At 71.2% G+C, this 14,660-nt stretch carries 17 protein-coding genes; 10 read left to right on the forward strand and 7 right to left on the reverse strand.

Annotated features, from left to right (window positions below; genetic code table 11):
* Positions 1-111: 111 nt before the first annotated feature.
* On the reverse strand, positions 112-1,308 hold the full coding sequence (locus tag IEZ05_RS09470) for a glycoside hydrolase family 64 protein (RefSeq protein ID WP_189229561.1): 1,197 nt from the start codon (positions 1,306-1,308) through the stop codon (positions 112-114).
* Between the two features lie 333 nt (positions 1,309-1,641).
* Here IEZ05_RS09470 and IEZ05_RS09475 point away from each other — a divergent pair, with 333 nt between their 5' ends.
* Together IEZ05_RS09475 and IEZ05_RS09480 are read left to right on the forward strand one after the other, a co-directional pair.
* Entirely contained in the window at positions 1,642-2,430 is a 789-nt protein-coding gene (locus IEZ05_RS09475) for an SOS response-associated peptidase (protein ID WP_189229562.1), read from the forward strand.
* A 69-nt stretch (positions 2,431-2,499) separates the two neighbouring features.
* Positions 2,500-3,405, forward strand: a complete 906-nt coding sequence (locus IEZ05_RS09480; RefSeq protein WP_189229563.1) for an arginase family protein — start codon at positions 2,500-2,502, stop codon at positions 3,403-3,405.
* 58 nt (positions 3,406-3,463) lie between these two features.
* Here IEZ05_RS09480 and IEZ05_RS09485 read toward each other — a convergent pair whose 3' ends face one another.
* Positions 3,464-4,495 carry an LLM class flavin-dependent oxidoreductase gene (locus IEZ05_RS09485; protein ID WP_189229564.1) on the reverse strand — a complete coding sequence of 344 codons (1,032 nt, stop codon included), beginning with the start codon at positions 4,493-4,495 and terminating at the stop codon, positions 3,464-3,466.
* A gap of 152 nt (positions 4,496-4,647) precedes the next feature.
* The gene (locus IEZ05_RS09490; RefSeq protein WP_189229565.1) at positions 4,648-5,199 is read right to left on the reverse strand and encodes a TetR/AcrR family transcriptional regulator; all 552 of its coding nucleotides are present in this window, start codon (positions 5,197-5,199) and stop codon (positions 4,648-4,650) included.
* Positions 5,200-5,307: 108 nt separating this feature from the next.
* On the opposite strand from IEZ05_RS09490, the gene IEZ05_RS09495 reads away from it, so the two are divergent.
* The 3 genes from IEZ05_RS09495 (at position 5,308) to IEZ05_RS09505 (ending at position 7,671) form a co-directional block, all read left to right on the forward strand.
* Positions 5,308-5,958, forward strand: a complete 651-nt coding sequence (locus IEZ05_RS09495) for an FMN-dependent NADH-azoreductase (RefSeq protein ID WP_189229566.1) — start codon at positions 5,308-5,310, stop codon at positions 5,956-5,958.
* Positions 5,955-6,275 carry a DMT family transporter gene (locus IEZ05_RS09500; RefSeq protein ID WP_189229567.1) on the forward strand — a complete coding sequence of 107 codons (321 nt, stop codon included), beginning with the start codon at positions 5,955-5,957 and terminating at the stop codon, positions 6,273-6,275. The genes IEZ05_RS09495 and IEZ05_RS09500 overlap by 4 nt, the downstream gene beginning before the upstream one ends.
* Positions 6,276-6,423: 148 nt before the next feature.
* Entirely contained in the window at positions 6,424-7,671 is a 1,248-nt protein-coding gene (locus IEZ05_RS09505; protein ID WP_189229568.1) for a glycosyltransferase, read from the forward strand.
* Between the two features lie 44 nt (positions 7,672-7,715).
* Here the strand turns inward: IEZ05_RS09505 and IEZ05_RS09510 are convergent, their stop codons facing one another.
* Together IEZ05_RS09510 and IEZ05_RS36240 are read right to left on the reverse strand one after the other, a co-directional pair.
* Positions 7,716-9,347 carry a serine/threonine-protein kinase gene (locus IEZ05_RS09510; protein WP_229869629.1) on the reverse strand — a complete coding sequence of 544 codons (1,632 nt, stop codon included), beginning with the start codon at positions 9,345-9,347 and terminating at the stop codon, positions 7,716-7,718.
* A gap of 38 nt (positions 9,348-9,385) precedes the next feature.
* Positions 9,386-9,544, reverse strand: a complete 159-nt coding sequence (locus tag IEZ05_RS36240; RefSeq protein WP_229869630.1) for a hypothetical protein — start codon at positions 9,542-9,544, stop codon at positions 9,386-9,388.
* 451 nt (positions 9,545-9,995) lie between these two features.
* Between IEZ05_RS36240 and IEZ05_RS09515 the strand changes: the two genes are divergently transcribed.
* The 3 genes from IEZ05_RS09515 to IEZ05_RS09525 all read left to right on the forward strand — a co-directional run bounded on the left by IEZ05_RS09515 (position 9,996) and on the right by IEZ05_RS09525 (position 12,089).
* Positions 9,996-10,832 carry an AraC family transcriptional regulator gene (locus IEZ05_RS09515; RefSeq protein ID WP_189229570.1) on the forward strand — a complete coding sequence of 279 codons (837 nt, stop codon included), beginning with the start codon at positions 9,996-9,998 and terminating at the stop codon, positions 10,830-10,832.
* An 82-nt stretch (positions 10,833-10,914) separates the two neighbouring features.
* Complete coding sequence (locus tag IEZ05_RS09520) at positions 10,915-11,385, forward strand: cupin domain-containing protein (protein ID WP_189229571.1); 471 nt, start codon at positions 10,915-10,917, stop codon at positions 11,383-11,385.
* Positions 11,382-12,089 (forward strand): SGNH/GDSL hydrolase family protein, encoded by a 708-nt coding sequence (locus IEZ05_RS09525; protein WP_189229572.1) that lies wholly within the window; start codon positions 11,382-11,384, stop codon positions 12,087-12,089. Before IEZ05_RS09520 ends, IEZ05_RS09525 begins: the two co-directional genes overlap by 4 nt.
* Before the next feature lie 75 nt (positions 12,090-12,164).
* Here the strand turns inward: IEZ05_RS09525 and IEZ05_RS36245 are convergent, their stop codons facing one another.
* Both IEZ05_RS36245 and IEZ05_RS09535 read right to left on the reverse strand, forming a co-directional pair.
* Positions 12,165-12,353: a hypothetical protein gene (locus tag IEZ05_RS36245; protein WP_229869675.1), complete on the reverse strand. Its 189-nt coding sequence runs from the start codon at positions 12,351-12,353 to the stop codon at positions 12,165-12,167.
* 873 nt (positions 12,354-13,226) lie between these two features.
* Positions 13,227-13,589 (reverse strand): helix-turn-helix transcriptional regulator, encoded by a 363-nt coding sequence (locus IEZ05_RS09535; protein ID WP_189229574.1) that lies wholly within the window; start codon positions 13,587-13,589, stop codon positions 13,227-13,229.
* A gap of 168 nt (positions 13,590-13,757) precedes the next feature.
* Between IEZ05_RS09535 and IEZ05_RS09540 the strand changes: the two genes are divergently transcribed.
* Positions 13,758-14,078 carry an STAS domain-containing protein gene (locus IEZ05_RS09540; RefSeq protein WP_189229575.1) on the forward strand — a complete coding sequence of 107 codons (321 nt, stop codon included), beginning with the start codon at positions 13,758-13,760 and terminating at the stop codon, positions 14,076-14,078.
* 175 nt (positions 14,079-14,253) lie between these two features.
* Complete coding sequence (locus IEZ05_RS09545; protein ID WP_189229576.1) at positions 14,254-14,496, forward strand: DUF5133 domain-containing protein; 243 nt, start codon at positions 14,254-14,256, stop codon at positions 14,494-14,496.
* Positions 14,497-14,660: the final 164 nt, after the last annotated feature.

The following is a 14,660-nucleotide window of genomic DNA, read 5'->3' on the forward strand; positions in this document are numbered from 1 at the left end:
TCCCTTCCGGCACGTGAATTTCCCGCGGGGCCCCACGGAACGGTCACGCGGCGCGCAACGGCCCGTGCCCTGGTACAAGAGCACGGGCCGTCCACCCGAAGGCCGGTGTGGTCAGTCGAACGGGGCGAGGGTCAGCCGCGCCTGCGCGGGGCTGCCGTCGTGCACCAGCGACTCGTGGTTGCCCACGTCGTCGAAGGCGAACGCGTACGCCTTCCCGTCGCTGGTCCGTTCGTGGATGATCCGCGCGTAGTGGTTGGTCACCGAGTCCCGGTAGAAGCCGGCCGCCGAAGTGTCCGGCTGGTTCGGGTTGCTCAGCAGCGTCGAGCGGTTGAACGCGGCGCACAGCGTCCGCGAGATCGGGCCGCGCACCGCGTCGTTGGGAGCGTCCAGGAGCCGGTGGCAGCCGAAGACGCTGGACGCGTCGGGCTTCTGGAAGCTCGTCACGACCGCCCCGGCGCTGTTCGTGAAGTTCATGACGCCGCCCACGACGCGCCCGAAGTACCTGGTGCCCGGCTGGTCGGCGAACGGGCTGACCGTCAGCGTGTTCGTGGTGTACTTCCGCCAGACGCGGTCGATGTAGTCGTTCAGGACGGAGGCGGGCAGGGCCCCGGCCTCCAGGCCGTACAGCGGCGACAGCGCCCGCAGGACGGTGCCGTCGGACCGCGTCTGGATCAGGCCCGACCAACCCGGCTGCGCGCGCAGTGCGTCGAATACCCCGCGGTAGCCGCCCGGCTTGAGTCTGCCGGTGGTGATCACGCCGCCGTCGGAACGCTGCACGCCGACGGAGTACGGCGCCGAGAACATGTCGACCTGTGTGCTGTTGAGCCACAGACCGGAGTCGTTGAGTGTGTACTCGGACCAGTTGAACAGGGTGTCGCGGTTCGGGTCGCTCGGGTTCTGCACGGCCGGCTGCACCAGGCCGCCCGTGGTCAGCCCGAAGTCGAGCTTGCGGCCGTAGGAGAAGTAGATGCGTCCCGACAGTTTGGGGATGCGGATGGTCTTGGTCTGCCCGGCGGCCGGTCCGGGGATGGACGCGTCAGGGGCGGGAGTCGGGGGATTGCCGCCGGCGGGCCAGGCGTGGAAAGTGCCTGCGGCGTCCGCCCAGCCCTGCTGACCCGATGTCAGGGACGTGCCGAGGGTGTAGACGTAGACGGCGTCGCCGCGACCGGAGTCGTTGGTGATCGTCAGGGGGATGGTGTCGGGCACCGCGGCGCTTGCGGACGGTGCGGGGGCGGCCGTGAGCAGGGCGCCGGTCAAACCGATGGCGCCGGCCACGGCGAGAAGTCCGTGCTTGAGGGATGACAGCACTCTCCACCTCCGTGCGGGTGTGGGGGGATGGTCCGTACCAGTGTGTGAGAGCGCTCTCAGCGTGCCGCCACGCCGCGTGCATGTCAACGGCTGGGGATCGTGCTCGCGGTAAGACCGGCGGCGGGCGTTGCCCGGACGCGTGCCGGGAGCGTCGCGTCGGCGGGGGATCGGGTGCTTGCTCGGTTAGCGTGGCGCCGGGCGCGGACGGGAGCCGCCCCGGCCCGGCGGCGGACCCCGCGGAAGCCGTGCGCGCCCCGGGACGGGGCGACACCCGGCCTCCGACACGACGGTCCGTGCGGTCGCGGAAGGCACCGAGGGTGCGACAGTGGCCCCATGTGTGGCCGGTACGTATCCACTCGCAGCCCCGAAGACCTCGCCCGGCGGTTCCGGATCACCGACCGGGACCTCGGCGACCCCCTGGCGCCGAGCTGGAACGTCGCGCCGACCGACGAGGTGTGGGCCGTTCTCGAACGCGCCCCGCGGGAGGCGTCCGCCGGCGCGTCGGCGACACGGCAACTGCGGACGCTGCGCTGGGGCCTGGTGCCGTCGTGGGCCCGTGACACGAAGATCGGCGCCCGGCTCATCAACGCCCGGGTGGAGACCGTCCACGAGAAACCGGCGTTCCGCACCGCGTTCGCCCGGCGCCGCTGCCTCCTGCCCGCCGACGGCTTCTACGAGTGGCAGCGGATCGAGGACCCGGGGACGGGGAAGATCCGCAAGCAGCCCTACTTCATCCACTCCGAGGACGACCGGGTGATGGCCCTGGCCGGGCTGTACGAGTACTGGCGCGACCCGGACACCGGGCACGACGACGACCCGTCGGCCTGGCTGATGACCTGCACCATCATCACCACCGAGGCCACCGACGCCGCCGGACGCGTCCATCCCCGCATGCCCCTGGCCGTCGCCGAGGACCACTACGACGCCTGGCTCGACCCCGCCCGCCAGGACACCGGCGCACTGCGCGACCTCCTCGAACAGCCCGCCGGCGGACGGCTCGACGCCCGCCCCGTCTCCACGGCCGTCAACAACGTCCGCAACGACGGCCCGCAACTCGTCGAGGCAGTCACCGCCCCGGCAACCGGGAAGGCCGCTCCTCCCGGGTCGGACCCCGCCCCATGAACGGGGGTCGCGCCCCGGTGAGGACCACGATCCATTGAAGGACACGCACCCGGCGGCGACGATGGCCCCATGCGGAACATCATGGTCATGGACGCCCCCTCCAACCTCGGTCTGCGTCCTCCGGCACCCGGCACCGTGCCCGGCTGCTACAAGCTGGCCGGCGCACTGCGGGACAACGGCATCGTCAGCAGGCTCGGCGCCCTCGAAGGGGGCGTCGTCGTGCCGCCCCGCTACGACCGGGGTGACTGGCAGCAGGGCGACGGCGTCTTCAACGCGCGGGCGATAGCCGCCTACACGCGCACCCTCGCCGACCGCATCGAGGCGCAGGTGTCCGCCGGGCACTTCACCCTCGTCCTCGGCGGGGACTGCTCCATCCAACTCGGTGCCGCGCTGGCCCTGCGCCGCCTCGGCCGGTACGGACTCGCCTCGATCGACGCCTCTCCCGACTTTCGCCATCCGGGCACCTCCGACCGGATCGGCGCGGCCGGCGGCGAGGAACTCGCCCTCGCGACCGGACGCGGGCAGGACGACCTCACCGACCTCGAAGGGCTCCGGCCCTACCTCCGGGACGAGGACGTCCGGCTCTTCGGCACCCGGGACGCCTTCGTGGACGACGTGGACGTCGCCGAACTGCGCGGGCTGGGCGTCCCCGTCACCACCGTGTCCGACCTGCGCCGCACCGACCCGGCCGACCTCGGCGCCGCAACAGCCGCCGACCTCGCCGCGGACGTCCTCGACGGCTTCTGGGTGCACCTGGACGCCGACGTCCTCGACCCGTCGGTCATGCCCGCCGTCGACAGCCCCGACCCGGACGGCCTGCTGCCCGGCGAACTCACCGCCCTGCTGCGCCCGCTCGTCCGGTCCCCGCACTGCGTGGGGATCAACATCACCATCTACGACCCCGACCTCGACCCCGACGGCAGCGCCGGCACCCTCCTGACCGACCTGGTGGTCGCCGCCTTCACCACCGACTGAGACGCGTGGCCCGGACACGGCCGGGGCCGGCTCCGCCGCACGTCCGGCACCGGGGCCGTCAGACCGTTGGCTTCCAGCCCAGCGCGGGACCGAGCCGGCCGGCGATGTCGGTCAGGATCTGCTCGTAGTCCTCCGGGCCGAAGGTGAACGGCAGCGCGAAGGCCACCTCCTCCACCTCACGGAACGCCGCGTGGGCCCGCAGACGCTCCGCGATCCACTCGGACGGGCCCACGAGGTCCGGGGCGAACAGCAGGCGGGCCGGGCCCTGCGGGCGCCTGGTGCGGGGCAGCCGCCGCGCGGCGTACTCCTCGTACCTGGCGCGCTGCGCGGCGTCGGCGGAGTCGGTGGGGATCACCACGAGCCCTTGGGAGACCCGTGCGGCCTCCCCTTCGGGGTGCGCCGCTCGGAAGGCCCGGATGTGGGAGAGCTGGATCGCGGCGAAGTCCTCGGCTCCGGCATCCACTTCGGGTCCCTCGGCCTTGACCACACTGCTGGTGAGGAGGTTCATCGCGTTCTCCCCGGCCCAGCGGGCCGACCGCAGGCTGCCGCCCCCGTACCACATCCGCCGCCGCAGGCCGGGGGAGTGGGGCTGTACGCGGTCGGACCAGGTCTCGATGCCCTCCGTGCCGCGGAAGTCCGTGACCGGCTCACCCGCGACGTGGTCGAGCAGGCGCCGCACCCGCGCGTAGCCGAACTCCTCGGCCTCGGCGGTGTCGGGGTACAGGGCGTCCCTCACCCGCTCGTAGTGCGTCGGCGGTCCGGTGCTCACCCCGGGGTTGAGGCGTCCTCCGGACAGGATGTCCACGGTCGCCCAGTCCTCGGCGAGGCGCAGGGGGTTCTCCCACCCCAACGGCGTGACCGCGGTCCCCAGTTCGATGCGGCTCGTGCGCTGGGTCGCGGCCGCGAGCACCGCGACCGGTGAGGCGATCCCGTACTGGAGGTGGCGGTGGCGCACCCACGCGCTGTCGTAGCCGAGCCGTTCGCCCAGCTCCAGCATGCGCAGCGTGTCCTCGTGCCCGCGCCCCGGATCGTCCTCGTCGAACAGCCCGATCGTGAGGAACCCGAGCCTCTTCAGCGCCCTGCCACTCATCTCCACCCGACTTCCCCCGACCGGCGCCCGCGACGGGCCTGACACCTCTCAACAGACGGATCATGCTCCCTCTTCCCCGCGGGGCGGGCCCTGGGGAACGTCTTTCGCCCGGGTGTTCACGAGAACGCAACACCCGCGACGAGAACGCGGGGTCAAGCGACGACGCGGGCGAGGTCGGTGAGGGCCGCCGTCATCCGGGCCGTCGAAATGCCCTGCCGGCGCTGGTGCGTGAAGACGTCGGGGGCCAGCGGGGCCAGCAGGATGTCCGCCATGGCGTCGGGGTCGGCCGCGCCTGCCTGGCGCAGGAGCACCAGGACGTGAGCGCGCCAGAAGCCGTAGGCGCCCGTGGCGTACCGCCCGGCGCCGGTCTCGGCGGCGAGTGCCAGATGGGCGTGCCGTTCCAGCAGCTCGATCATGGCGGCGAAGAAGGCGGCCAGCCGCTCGCGGGGCGGCGCCCCCGGCCCCAGCGGCGCGGCACCCTGGAGCAACTCGTGCTGGAGGGACTTCTCGTGTTCGTCCAGCAGCGCGGTGGCGATGGAGGAGACGTCCGGGTAGCGCCGGTACAGCGTTCCGCGACCGACGCCGGCGGCTCGGGCGATGTCCTCCATGGTGACGCCCCGCGGGTCCTTCCCGGCGAACAGCTCGGCTGCGGCGGCGAGCACCTTCTGCCGGTTCCGGGCGGCATCGGCACGTTCCTTGGTCACGGAACCCACTCTAAGCCGTCCACGGAATAAGTGGACGCCACGTCCGGTGACCGTCCTCGGATGCTATAAATGGACACCGCGTCCACTTACCAGCCGGGAGGCACATCCATGCGCACGACCCTGCTCCACCTCGACGCCAGCGCCCGCCGCACCTCCTTCAGCCGCGAGCTCGGCGACACCGTCGCCGGCGCCTGGCGGGAGGCGCACCCGGACGGCACCTACCTCCACCGCGACCTCGCGCTCGACCCCGTCCCCTTCATCGACCAGGCGTGGACCGAGCTGTGCGACCACGTGCTGGAGCACGGGATCACCGACCCCCACCGCTACCGGGAGGCCGTGCGCACCCCGGCCCAGTCCGCGGCCTGGGACGTGATCGAACCCCTGCTGTCCGAGCTCCTCGCCGCGGACGTCGTCCTGATCGCCGCGCCCATGTACAACTTCTCGATACCCGCGTCCCTCAAGGCGTGGATCGACCAGGTGACCTTCCCGAAGATGAACCTGGCCCCGCGGCGCTTCGTCGTCGCCCAGGCCCGCGGCGGCGCGTACGGCCCCGGCACGCCGCGCCACCCGTACGACCACCAGGAGCGCTATCTGCGGGACTTCTTCCTCGGGCACTACGCCGTCGAAAACGTCACCTTCGTCGGCACCGAGCTGGTCAACTCCCGTGTCGATCCGGCCCTGGCCGGCCGGCGCGCCCAGCACGACGAGTCCCGCACCGCCGCCCTCGCCGCCGCCCGGAAGCTCGGGGGAGAGCTGTGAGCTGGCTCCTGCTGCTGGCCGCCGGCGGGGTGGAGGTGGCCTGGTCGCAGAGCATCAAGCCCACCATGGGCTTCACCCGGCCGCTGCCGACCCTGGTTTGTTTCCTTCTCGCCGCCCTGGCGGTCTACTTGCTGTCCCTGGCGATGCGGGACCTGCCGGTAGGCACGGCGTACGCGGTGTTCACGGGGATCGGCGCGGTCGGCGCGATCGTGCTGGGCATCGTCGTCCACAAGGACCCGGTCGGTGTCGGCCGCATCGCCGCCCTGACCCTCATCATCGCGGGCGTGGCCCTCGCGCGGGCCACATCGGCCGAGTGAGGGCCGTGCCGCCGCTCCGGTCGGCCCGCCCGTCCGGAGCGGCCCGCCCGGCACCCAGGGCACGCGCCGGGACACCGGGTGCCCTTCCGGGAGTACGTGTCGACGTGGCACCACCGGCAACATCCGTCGCGTGGTCATACTCCGTTGCATGCGCGTACTGATTGTCACGGTGGGGACCTGGGGCGACGTGGCTCCCTACCTCGGACTGGGGCTACGGCTGAAGGCGGCCGGTCACGAAGTGGCTCTGTCCACCCATCAGCGCTTCGCGCAGGCCGTCCTGACACACGGGCTGCACCACCGTCCCCTCCCGGCCGATCCCTGGCAGGAGATGCGGTCACCCGACGGCAGACGCCTCGCCCGCGCCGCGACCGCGCCGTTGAAGCTGGGCAGGGCAGTGCGGCACTTCCGGTCGTTCCTGCCCCGCCTGACGGACGGGATGCTGGAGGCGGCGCGTCAGGACGCGGACGTCCTGCTGGCCTCGTCCCTCGCAGACCCCCTGTGCACGCCCGTCGCCGAGGCCCTGCGCGTGCCCTGTATGGGTGCGTACCTTCAGCCGACGGCACCCACCGCGGCGTTCGCACCTCTCGCACTGAGCGGCTTCCGCTCGCTCGGACCACAGGGCAACCTGCTCGCCGCCCACGCGCTGCGCTCGCTCACCAGTCATGCCTTCGCACCCGCTGTGACCCGGCTGCGCCGGCAGCTGCACCTGCCGCGACGGCACCGAGGCGCCACCGGACGTGCCCCCCGCAGCAAGGTGATCTACCACGGCTTCAGTCCCGCGGTGGTGCCGCCACCGTCTGACTGGCCCGCAGACCTGCGAGTAAGCGGCTACTGGTGGCCACCGAGACCCACCGGATGGCGTCCCGACAGCCGGATCGTCGACTTCCTGCGTGCGGGCCCCGCACCCGTCTTCGTCAGCTTCGGCAGCTTCGCCGGTACGGACGCGACAGCACTGAGCGCGCTCGTCGCCGAGGCCCTGCGGACAGCGGATCTGCGGGGCATCGTGCAATCGGGCTGGAGCGGGCTGCGCGTCGAGGGCGACAACGTCCTCACCGTCTCCGAGGTGCCGCACGACTGGATCCTCCCCCGCTCGGCCGCCGTGGTTCACCACGCCGGTGCGGGCACCACGGCAGCCGGCCTGCGGGCGGGAGTGCCGGCCGTACCCGTGCCCGGCCAACTCGACCAGTACTTCTGGGCCGCCCGGCTCGTCGCCCTGGGAAGTGCGCCCACCTATCTCCCGCACCGGCGGCTGACCGCGCGCCTTCTGGCCGACGCTCTGCGCCGCGCCGTCGACGACCCCTCCTTCCGGGCTCGTACCGCCCGCATCGCCGACCACCTGGCCACCGAGGACGGAGCGGCTCCCGTACTGACCGCGCTGACCCGCCTCGGCCGGTGACACGGGCGTCAGGGGCGTTCGGCGCGACGACGCCGTGAGGCGACTCAGAGGTTGCGGATCCGGAAGGTCGCCCGAGCCTTGGTGAGCAGGTCGTCGGCGGTCTTGCGTGCCGTCTTGCCGTCGGGCAGGTTGAACCCGAGGGTCAGGCGTTCCTGCCCCGAGGTGGTGACGATGAGGACCTTGCTGAGACGGCGGGGGGTCCCGTCGCTGTTCTCGCTGTAGGACTCGGTGATGACGGCCGCGTCCCGGCCCTGGTGGGTGGTCGACTCGATGGTGGCGACGCTCGGTGAGCCGCCGTTGGGCGGGACAGCGGCCTCGTGCTCGCTCTTCCAGCGCTCGGCGACGGCCCGCGGGGTCTCGGTGACCTTTTCCTTGCGGTCGACCAGCAAGGACATGTCCCCCTTGGGGGAGGTGTAACGCGTACCGCGGTAGGGCCCGTCCTCCGTGCCCAGGCTGTCCTCGGTGGTGATGGTCCAGTCGGCAGGTGCGGCCACGGACAGATTCATCCGGTACTCGTCGTACCGCTTCCACCCGGCCGGCACGTCGTCCTGGTCCGTCAGCACCACGGTGGCAGCCGTGACCGCGAGGGCCGCCACCGCGGCCACCGCGACGGACATCCGGGGGTGCCTGCGCCAGACCGGGCGCTGGGCGGCGGCGGCACGTCCGGGCGCTGCGACGGGCGGGTGCCTCGGGGGTGGGGGCGGGACGGGGAGGGTGAGCGTGTGCAGCAGCGGCTGGGCGGCCTGGGCGGTCAGGCGGCCTTCCGGTTCCTTGCGCAGCAGCCCGGTGATCAGTCCGGTGAGTTCTCCCGCGTTCTGCGGGGGCGGAAGCTCGGCCAGGAGAACGGCCTGCAGCGTGGAGGCAGTGGTCTGGCGGCGGAACGGAGAAACCCCCTCCACGGCCAGGTACAGCATGACGCCGAGCGACCAGAGGTCGGACTCCGGACCGGGACGGCGGCCCAGGACCCGCTCGGGAGCGATGTACTCGGGCGAGCCGATGAAGGCGCCGGTCTCGGTGAGTTTCTGCTCACCCTCGACCTGCGCGATCCCGAAGTCGGTGAGGACCACCCGGTCGTGGCGGCCGACCATCACGTTGCCCGGCTTCACGTCGCGGTGCAGCACTCCCGCCTCATGGGCCGCGGCGAGGGCGCCGAGGACCGCCAGCCCGATCCGGGCGGCCTCCGCCGGGGCCAGGGTGCCCTCGTCCAGAAGCTCGGCCAGGGACTTTCCGCGCAGCAGCTCCATCACGATCCAGGGCCGGCCCGCTTCACTGACCACGTCGTGGATGGTCACGACCGACGGGTGGTCGATACGGGCAGCCGCCCGTGCCTCACGCTCGATCCGCAGAAAGGCCGTACGGCGCTCGGCTGCCCCCAGGTTCTCCGGAACCTGCGGTTCCTTGATGGCGACGTCGCGTTCGACGACCTCGTCCCGGGCCCGCCACACCGTGCCCATCCCGCCGGCGCCGAGCCGTTCCAGCAGCCGGTAGCGGCCCCCGACCAGCCGGCCCGCGCCCGCCTGCCGGTCCGCTCCGGTCCCGGTGCGTACGTGCGGCGGCCGGACGGCCGTCGCTTCGTGCCCACCCCCCGCAGCGTCCTCGTCACCGGCCGCGGGTGCCGCCGCCGGCGGCTGAAGTCCGTAACTCGTAGGCTCTTCATGCCGACTCCGGCTGCTCACCTTGCTCCCATCCTTCGTCACCTCTCGGACCTCATGCGTCACAAGCCCGCCGAGCCACCGCCGGTGAAACCGCCGCCCGGGCCGCGCCCACCGTCGCCGCCGCCGAACTTCCACAGCAACACGCCCACCAGCACGACGATGCCGAGGAAGCCGACGAACGGCAGACCGATCCACACCATGATCAGAACCAGGTCCATGAGCGATCCCCCCTTCCGCCGGCGTGGTGGCGAGCAGACCATGGCCTCGCATCCGGCCAGCCGAGCGTAGGAGTCCGAGACGCCGGCGTCGTCAACCGGAGGGTGTACGGCGTTCTGCAACGGGCGTGGCAGGGCCGCGACGCCTCATACCCACGGTGTAGGCGGACGACGGCTGTGTGTTGGGGGAAGGAGAACGGGCTGACGGCACGGCAAGGCCACTGGTGTCCGGCGGACGCGCCTTCGCCCGCTGCCTCGGCAAGGGAGGTTGCCGCCGGCCCCTTGGCACGGCCGGTCCTTGCGCCAGGTGGTCCACGACCATTCCGAGGACCTGTTGGATCCCGTCCGGCGCGTAATGGAGTGCCGGTAACCGCGTCACCAGCCGCAAAAAACGGCGGTGAGCAGTCCTTGAATGGAGAACTTCCTGGGCTGGGCGGCTCGTACACTGACGAAGATGGAGGACCACACGGTCATCGGGATCGGTGCACGTCCGGCGCCCGCCTTGCGGCAGTACGTCGACTCGTATGTCGGCTTCGACCTCCGCGGGCTCCCGGCGGGGGTGCACTGCGGCCCGCCGAGCCGCGCGCTCACTGCGGTGATCAGCCTGTCAGATCCTTTGGAGGTGGCGGCGGGCGTTGACGACGGGTCACCGGTCACCCGATTCGGCAGCGTGGCCGGCGGTCTGATGAGTCGGTCGGTCGCCATTCACCACGACGGACGCCAGCAAGGTGTTCAGGTAGCGCTGACACCGCTCGGGGCCCGGGCCGTCTACGGCATGCCCGCCGCCGAGCTCGCCCACCGACTGGTCCCACTCGACGAGCTCCTCGGAGGACTTGCCGTCGAGCTGGTCGACCGGCTCCGATCGGCGACAACCTGGGCGGCGCGGTTCACCGCGCTGGACGAATTGCTCCTCCGCGCTGTCGGCCGTGGCGCCTGCGGAGACCATGTGCGCTCGGTGCGCCCCGAGGTGGCCGAGGCGTGGCGCCGCCTCGTGGCCGCGCGGGGTTGCGTCCAGGTGGGTGCGGTCGCCGCGGAACTCGGCTGGAGTCGTCGGTACCTCACCGAGCGGTTTCGCGGTGAGGTGGGCCTGTCGCCGAAGACCTTGGCCCGAGTCCTGCGCTTCGAGCACGCGCACGAACTGGCGGCGGCGCCGGACCCGCTCCCGTGGGGCGATGTGGCAGCCGTTTCCGGCTATGCCGACCAGGCCCATCTCGTTCGGGACTGGCGCGAGTTCACGGGCCGATCGCCGACGGCCTGGCGTCGCAGCGAAGTCCTCCTCGGAGCCGGATAGCCGCCCACCACCTGCCCGTCGCGTCGGCTTCTCTTCCCTTTTCTTCAAGACCGCCCGATCGCTGTCGTGGACGATCGTCGGCATGAGACTCGTGAACAACGAACGCAATGCCGTGGACCTGCGGAACACCCCCGTGCACCTCGGACTGGGATCGAGAGCGACCCCCGTCGAAGGTTTCACCTGGAACCCAGAGGTGCTCCAGGCCTACGGCGCCGCGGTCGCGGCAGACGGCGCCGAGGGCCGGATGGTGATGATCTTCGACGGCGACGGGCTCGGCGACCATTGGGAGAGCCACCCTGCGGGCGACGAACTGGTCGTGTGCCTCAGCGGGTCCGTGACGGTCACCCGCGACGTGGACGGGGTGTTCGACCGCGTTCTGCTCGGGCCGGGTGAGGCCACCATCAACCCGGCCGGAGTATGGCACGTGGTCGACATGGAGGGGCCGGCGTCCATCCTGGCCATCACTGCGACCCTCGGCACCGACCACCGTCCTCGGACCGACACCCGCCCGACCGAACGCGTCGGCACGCCCAGCCCGGAGGAAGCGCCGTGACGACACGCATCGCGTGCCTCGGCGACAGCCTCACCCGCGCGCAGTTCAGCGTCGACTACCTGGCTCTTCTCGGAGGACGCCACCCTCCCGGTGACGTGCAGCTGGCCCGTTTCGGCGCCAACGGCGACTTCGCCTACAACCTCTTGCAGCGCCTCGATGCCGTCGTCACGAACCCACCCGATGTGATCACCGTGTTGATCGGGACCAACGACGCCCGAGCGAGCCTCGCCGGCTACCCCGTCGAGCAGGCCATGAAGCGCAAACAGCTCCCCGATCGCCCGTCGGCAGGCTGGTTCCAACAGTGCCTGGGAGCCGTCGTCGCACGCCTGCGAGCGGAGACCGACGCGACGATCGGTCTGCTGTCGCTACCGGTACTCGGCCAACAACTCGACGGAGCAGCGGCACAGGCATCGCAGGCGTACAGCCGGATGATCGCCGAGGTCGCCGCCGCCAACGAGGTGGCCTACCTTCCGCTCCACGAACGCCAGATCGAGGAACTGCGCCAAGCGGACCCGCCGCCGATTTCCTACCAGGAGGTGACACCCGCAGCGGCCGTCGGCGTCCTCCTCCAGCACGCAGTGCTGCGCCGTAGCCTCGACACGATCTCGCGGCGGCGAGGTCTCGTGCTCACGACGGACCACATCCACCAGAACAGCCGCGGCGCCACCCTCATCGCTGAGGTCATCGACGCCGGTCTGGTGTGACGTAGGTTCATCCCCCTGGTCCACGGAGGGATCTCTGCCTCGGTGCCGGCGGGGCGGTGGCCTGCGCGGCAGCGGTCATGCGCCGGCCCGCCCGCGATGCGTCCCGAGGCCGTGTGCGTGCGCCTCGTCGAGGAGTTCGCGCAGCACGGACGAATTCGATGCCACGGCGTTGGCGAGCCGGGCCGGTCCGCCGGCCGGCGGGGAGAGGACGGCGCGTCCGTCCTTGCCCTTGTCGAGGAGGACCGGGGCCCTCCGGGCAGCCATCGCCGGTTCTGCGAACAGCAATTGGCCGACAGCACGGTGTCCGTTCAGGCCGGCCGGGCCGTCCCAGCCCGGCACCGGGTTCCCGTACGCCGTGTGCTGGGATATCGCTGACCGTTTTGCCGTCGTGTGCTGCCTCGAAGACGTGAACGGTCAGCAGGGCCATGGTTTCGGGATAGTTGAGACGCAGCCCCCGGGCGCGGCGTCTGCCCGCCACGGCGAGACGACTGAACAGGGGTTGAGCCACACCCTTCGGTGAATCCGCTCAGCATGGCGTTTTCCTGCGAGCCGGACAGAAACCCGGCCCGGGCCGGCGGTGAATGCTCGTGAGCGGGACACCTGGCAAGCATGCTCCGTGTCTCCCGGGATCCGGGACGCCGTCCCGGCCCGCGGCACGGTTTTCCGTGCGGTGTTGATCGTTCCTTCGGTGACTGTCCTCATCCGCGCGGGGGAGGTCCGTCCGTCCCGGGCCGCGGCGGGTGCGGGAAGGCCGGTACAACGCGGAGGGTCGTTCCGTCGGAGGAAGGGTGTCCGTGATGAGCCGGGGGAAGCCGTCGTCGCATTTTGAGCCACGGGGGGACTGAGCGCCGCACTCTGCTTCTGGCGCCGCGGCAGGTCACCGACGCGGTCGGCACAACCGTCTTCCGGGCTTCGTAGTCGGGCTGAGCGGCCTTCGCGGTCCGTGGCCGTGGGGCCGGAGGATCGCGTTACGGCGGTGGCAGGAGGGGAGGAGCGGGGGCCGTCCAGGGGAATGGTCGCGTGCAGGCCGGAAGGGGCCGCGACACCTGGGGAGGTCGTAACGACTCCTCCCCTTCCGCTGCCACGGCTGGTTGCGCTGGTTGAAGGCGGACGCCGTGATCGGCGCCTGATCTGCTTCTACGGTCGGCCGTTGGTACCGGCAAGGCGGGAGAAGGGGCTGCCGGGCCTTCTTGCGCGGTCGGTCTCGTCCTGCACGAGCAGGGAGAGCAGTGCGGCCACCGTCAGACCTGCCTCCGCCGGGTGACGCAGCACCTTCTCCGGATCGATGCGGTAGGTGTTCGTGCGCCCGTCGCGGGTGTGGGAGAGGTAGCCGTCCTGCTCGAGGTCGGCGATGATCCGCTGGACGGCGCGCTCGGTGAGCCGGCAGTGGGCGGCGATGTCGCGGATCCGGATGTTCGGGTTGTCGGCGATGGCCGCCAGCACGCGCGCGTGGTTCGTGACGAACGTCCATCCGGTGTGAGATCCAGGCACTTCAACCATGCTCAGCATTTTAGGGACCGTCTTTGCCTGACGTCTAATGCATGACATACTTTTCGCGCAACAGATGACAGTATTTGGCGGGGGAGACGCAGGAGGGTCCCGCAGGTGTCTACGGATGAAGCGGTCACAGGTCGCTCGAGCGACACCCACGGGAGTCGGCTGCAGGCCATGGACCAGACCATGGTGGTGCAGTACGAGTGGTGCGGTGCCTGGGTCGTCGGCGCACGAGGCGCCTACGACATGAACTCGATCACGCCCCTGGCGGACGCGCTGGACACCGCCGCCAAGGAGCATCCGAAGGTGGTTCTGGACGCCTCCGGCATCACCTTCGCGGACTCGACGCTGCTGAATCTGCTGATCCTCACCCGTCAGGCGACCGACTTCCGTGTGGCCGCGCCGACGCAGCAGCTGATCCGGCTCCTGGAACTCACCGGAGTGGACACGGTCCTGAAGGTGCGAGAGACAGTGGAAGAGGCCGCTGCTTGTTAAGACGCCTTGTGCTCACCGCCCTGAGCACGGGGGCGTGAACCTTCCGATGGCGGGCATTCGACGTTCTGCTTGACGCTGCCCGGGCGTGAACCGGGGGCTTCGGATGCCAAGGAGACAGTCACTTCCTCGCGGCGGCCGGCCAGGGGGAGGGGTTTGTGAGGGGAGAGGTATCACCATGATCCTTCCGGCGGAGAAGGAGCTGCGCGCGGTGCTGGCCCGGTTCGCTCAGGCACGCATCGAACACGACGTGCGTCCCACCGGTTCCACCAGCAGGGCTCTCGAAGACACCACATACACGCTGTGTGTGATGACCGGGGCCCGTACCGTCGAGCAGGCTTTGCTCACGGCGGACACACTGCTTGAGCAGTACGCCGGCCGGACGAACGTCTCCCAGGCGGACGAGACACTGGCCGCTTGAGTCGATGATGCGGAGCTGGGGGCTGTCCCGCGTCACTCGACCTCGTCCGCGCCCCCGGGACGGCCGCGCGTGCCGCCTGGGCGGTGTTGCCGACCCGGACACCGACCACGCCGAGGGGCCCGGTCCAGCCGCTTGCGGCACACCGGACGGGAGCGCCGACAGCG

It is taken from the genome of Streptomyces flaveolus (assembly GCF_014648815.1).
Classification (GTDB): Bacteria; Actinomycetota; Actinomycetes; order Streptomycetales; family Streptomycetaceae; genus Streptomyces; species Streptomyces flaveolus.

What these genes read in the sequence shown, in the direction of transcription:
- IEZ05_RS09475 (WP_189229562.1), top strand. Translation starts at nt 1,642, where the DNA reads ATGTGTGGCCGGTACGTATCCACTCGCAGCCCCGAAGACCTCGCCCGG.
- IEZ05_RS09480 (WP_189229563.1), top strand. Translation starts at nt 2,500, where the DNA reads ATGCGGAACATCATGGTCATGGACGCCCCCTCCAACCTCGGTCTGCGT.
- IEZ05_RS09485 (WP_189229564.1), bottom strand. Translation starts at nt 4,495, where the DNA reads ATGAGTGGCAGGGCGCTGAAGAGGCTCGGGTTCCTCACGATCGGGCTG.
- IEZ05_RS09495 (WP_189229566.1), top strand. Translation starts at nt 5,308, where the DNA reads ATGCGCACGACCCTGCTCCACCTCGACGCCAGCGCCCGCCGCACCTCC.
- IEZ05_RS09505 (WP_189229568.1), top strand. Translation starts at nt 6,424, where the DNA reads ATGCGCGTACTGATTGTCACGGTGGGGACCTGGGGCGACGTGGCTCCC.
- IEZ05_RS36240 (WP_229869630.1), bottom strand. Translation starts at nt 9,544, where the DNA reads ATGGACCTGGTTCTGATCATGGTGTGGATCGGTCTGCCGTTCGTCGGC.
- IEZ05_RS09515 (WP_189229570.1), top strand. Translation starts at nt 9,996, where the DNA reads ATGGAGGACCACACGGTCATCGGGATCGGTGCACGTCCGGCGCCCGCC.
- IEZ05_RS09520 (WP_189229571.1), top strand. Translation starts at nt 10,915, where the DNA reads ATGAGACTCGTGAACAACGAACGCAATGCCGTGGACCTGCGGAACACC.
- IEZ05_RS36245 (WP_229869675.1), bottom strand. Translation starts at nt 12,353, where the DNA reads ATGGCTGCCCGGAGGGCCCCGGTCCTCCTCGACAAGGGCAAGGACGGA.
- IEZ05_RS09535 (WP_189229574.1), bottom strand. Translation starts at nt 13,589, where the DNA reads ATGGTTGAAGTGCCTGGATCTCACACCGGATGGACGTTCGTCACGAAC.
- IEZ05_RS09540 (WP_189229575.1), top strand. Translation starts at nt 13,758, where the DNA reads ATGGACCAGACCATGGTGGTGCAGTACGAGTGGTGCGGTGCCTGGGTC.
- IEZ05_RS09545 (WP_189229576.1), top strand. Translation starts at nt 14,254, where the DNA reads ATGATCCTTCCGGCGGAGAAGGAGCTGCGCGCGGTGCTGGCCCGGTTC.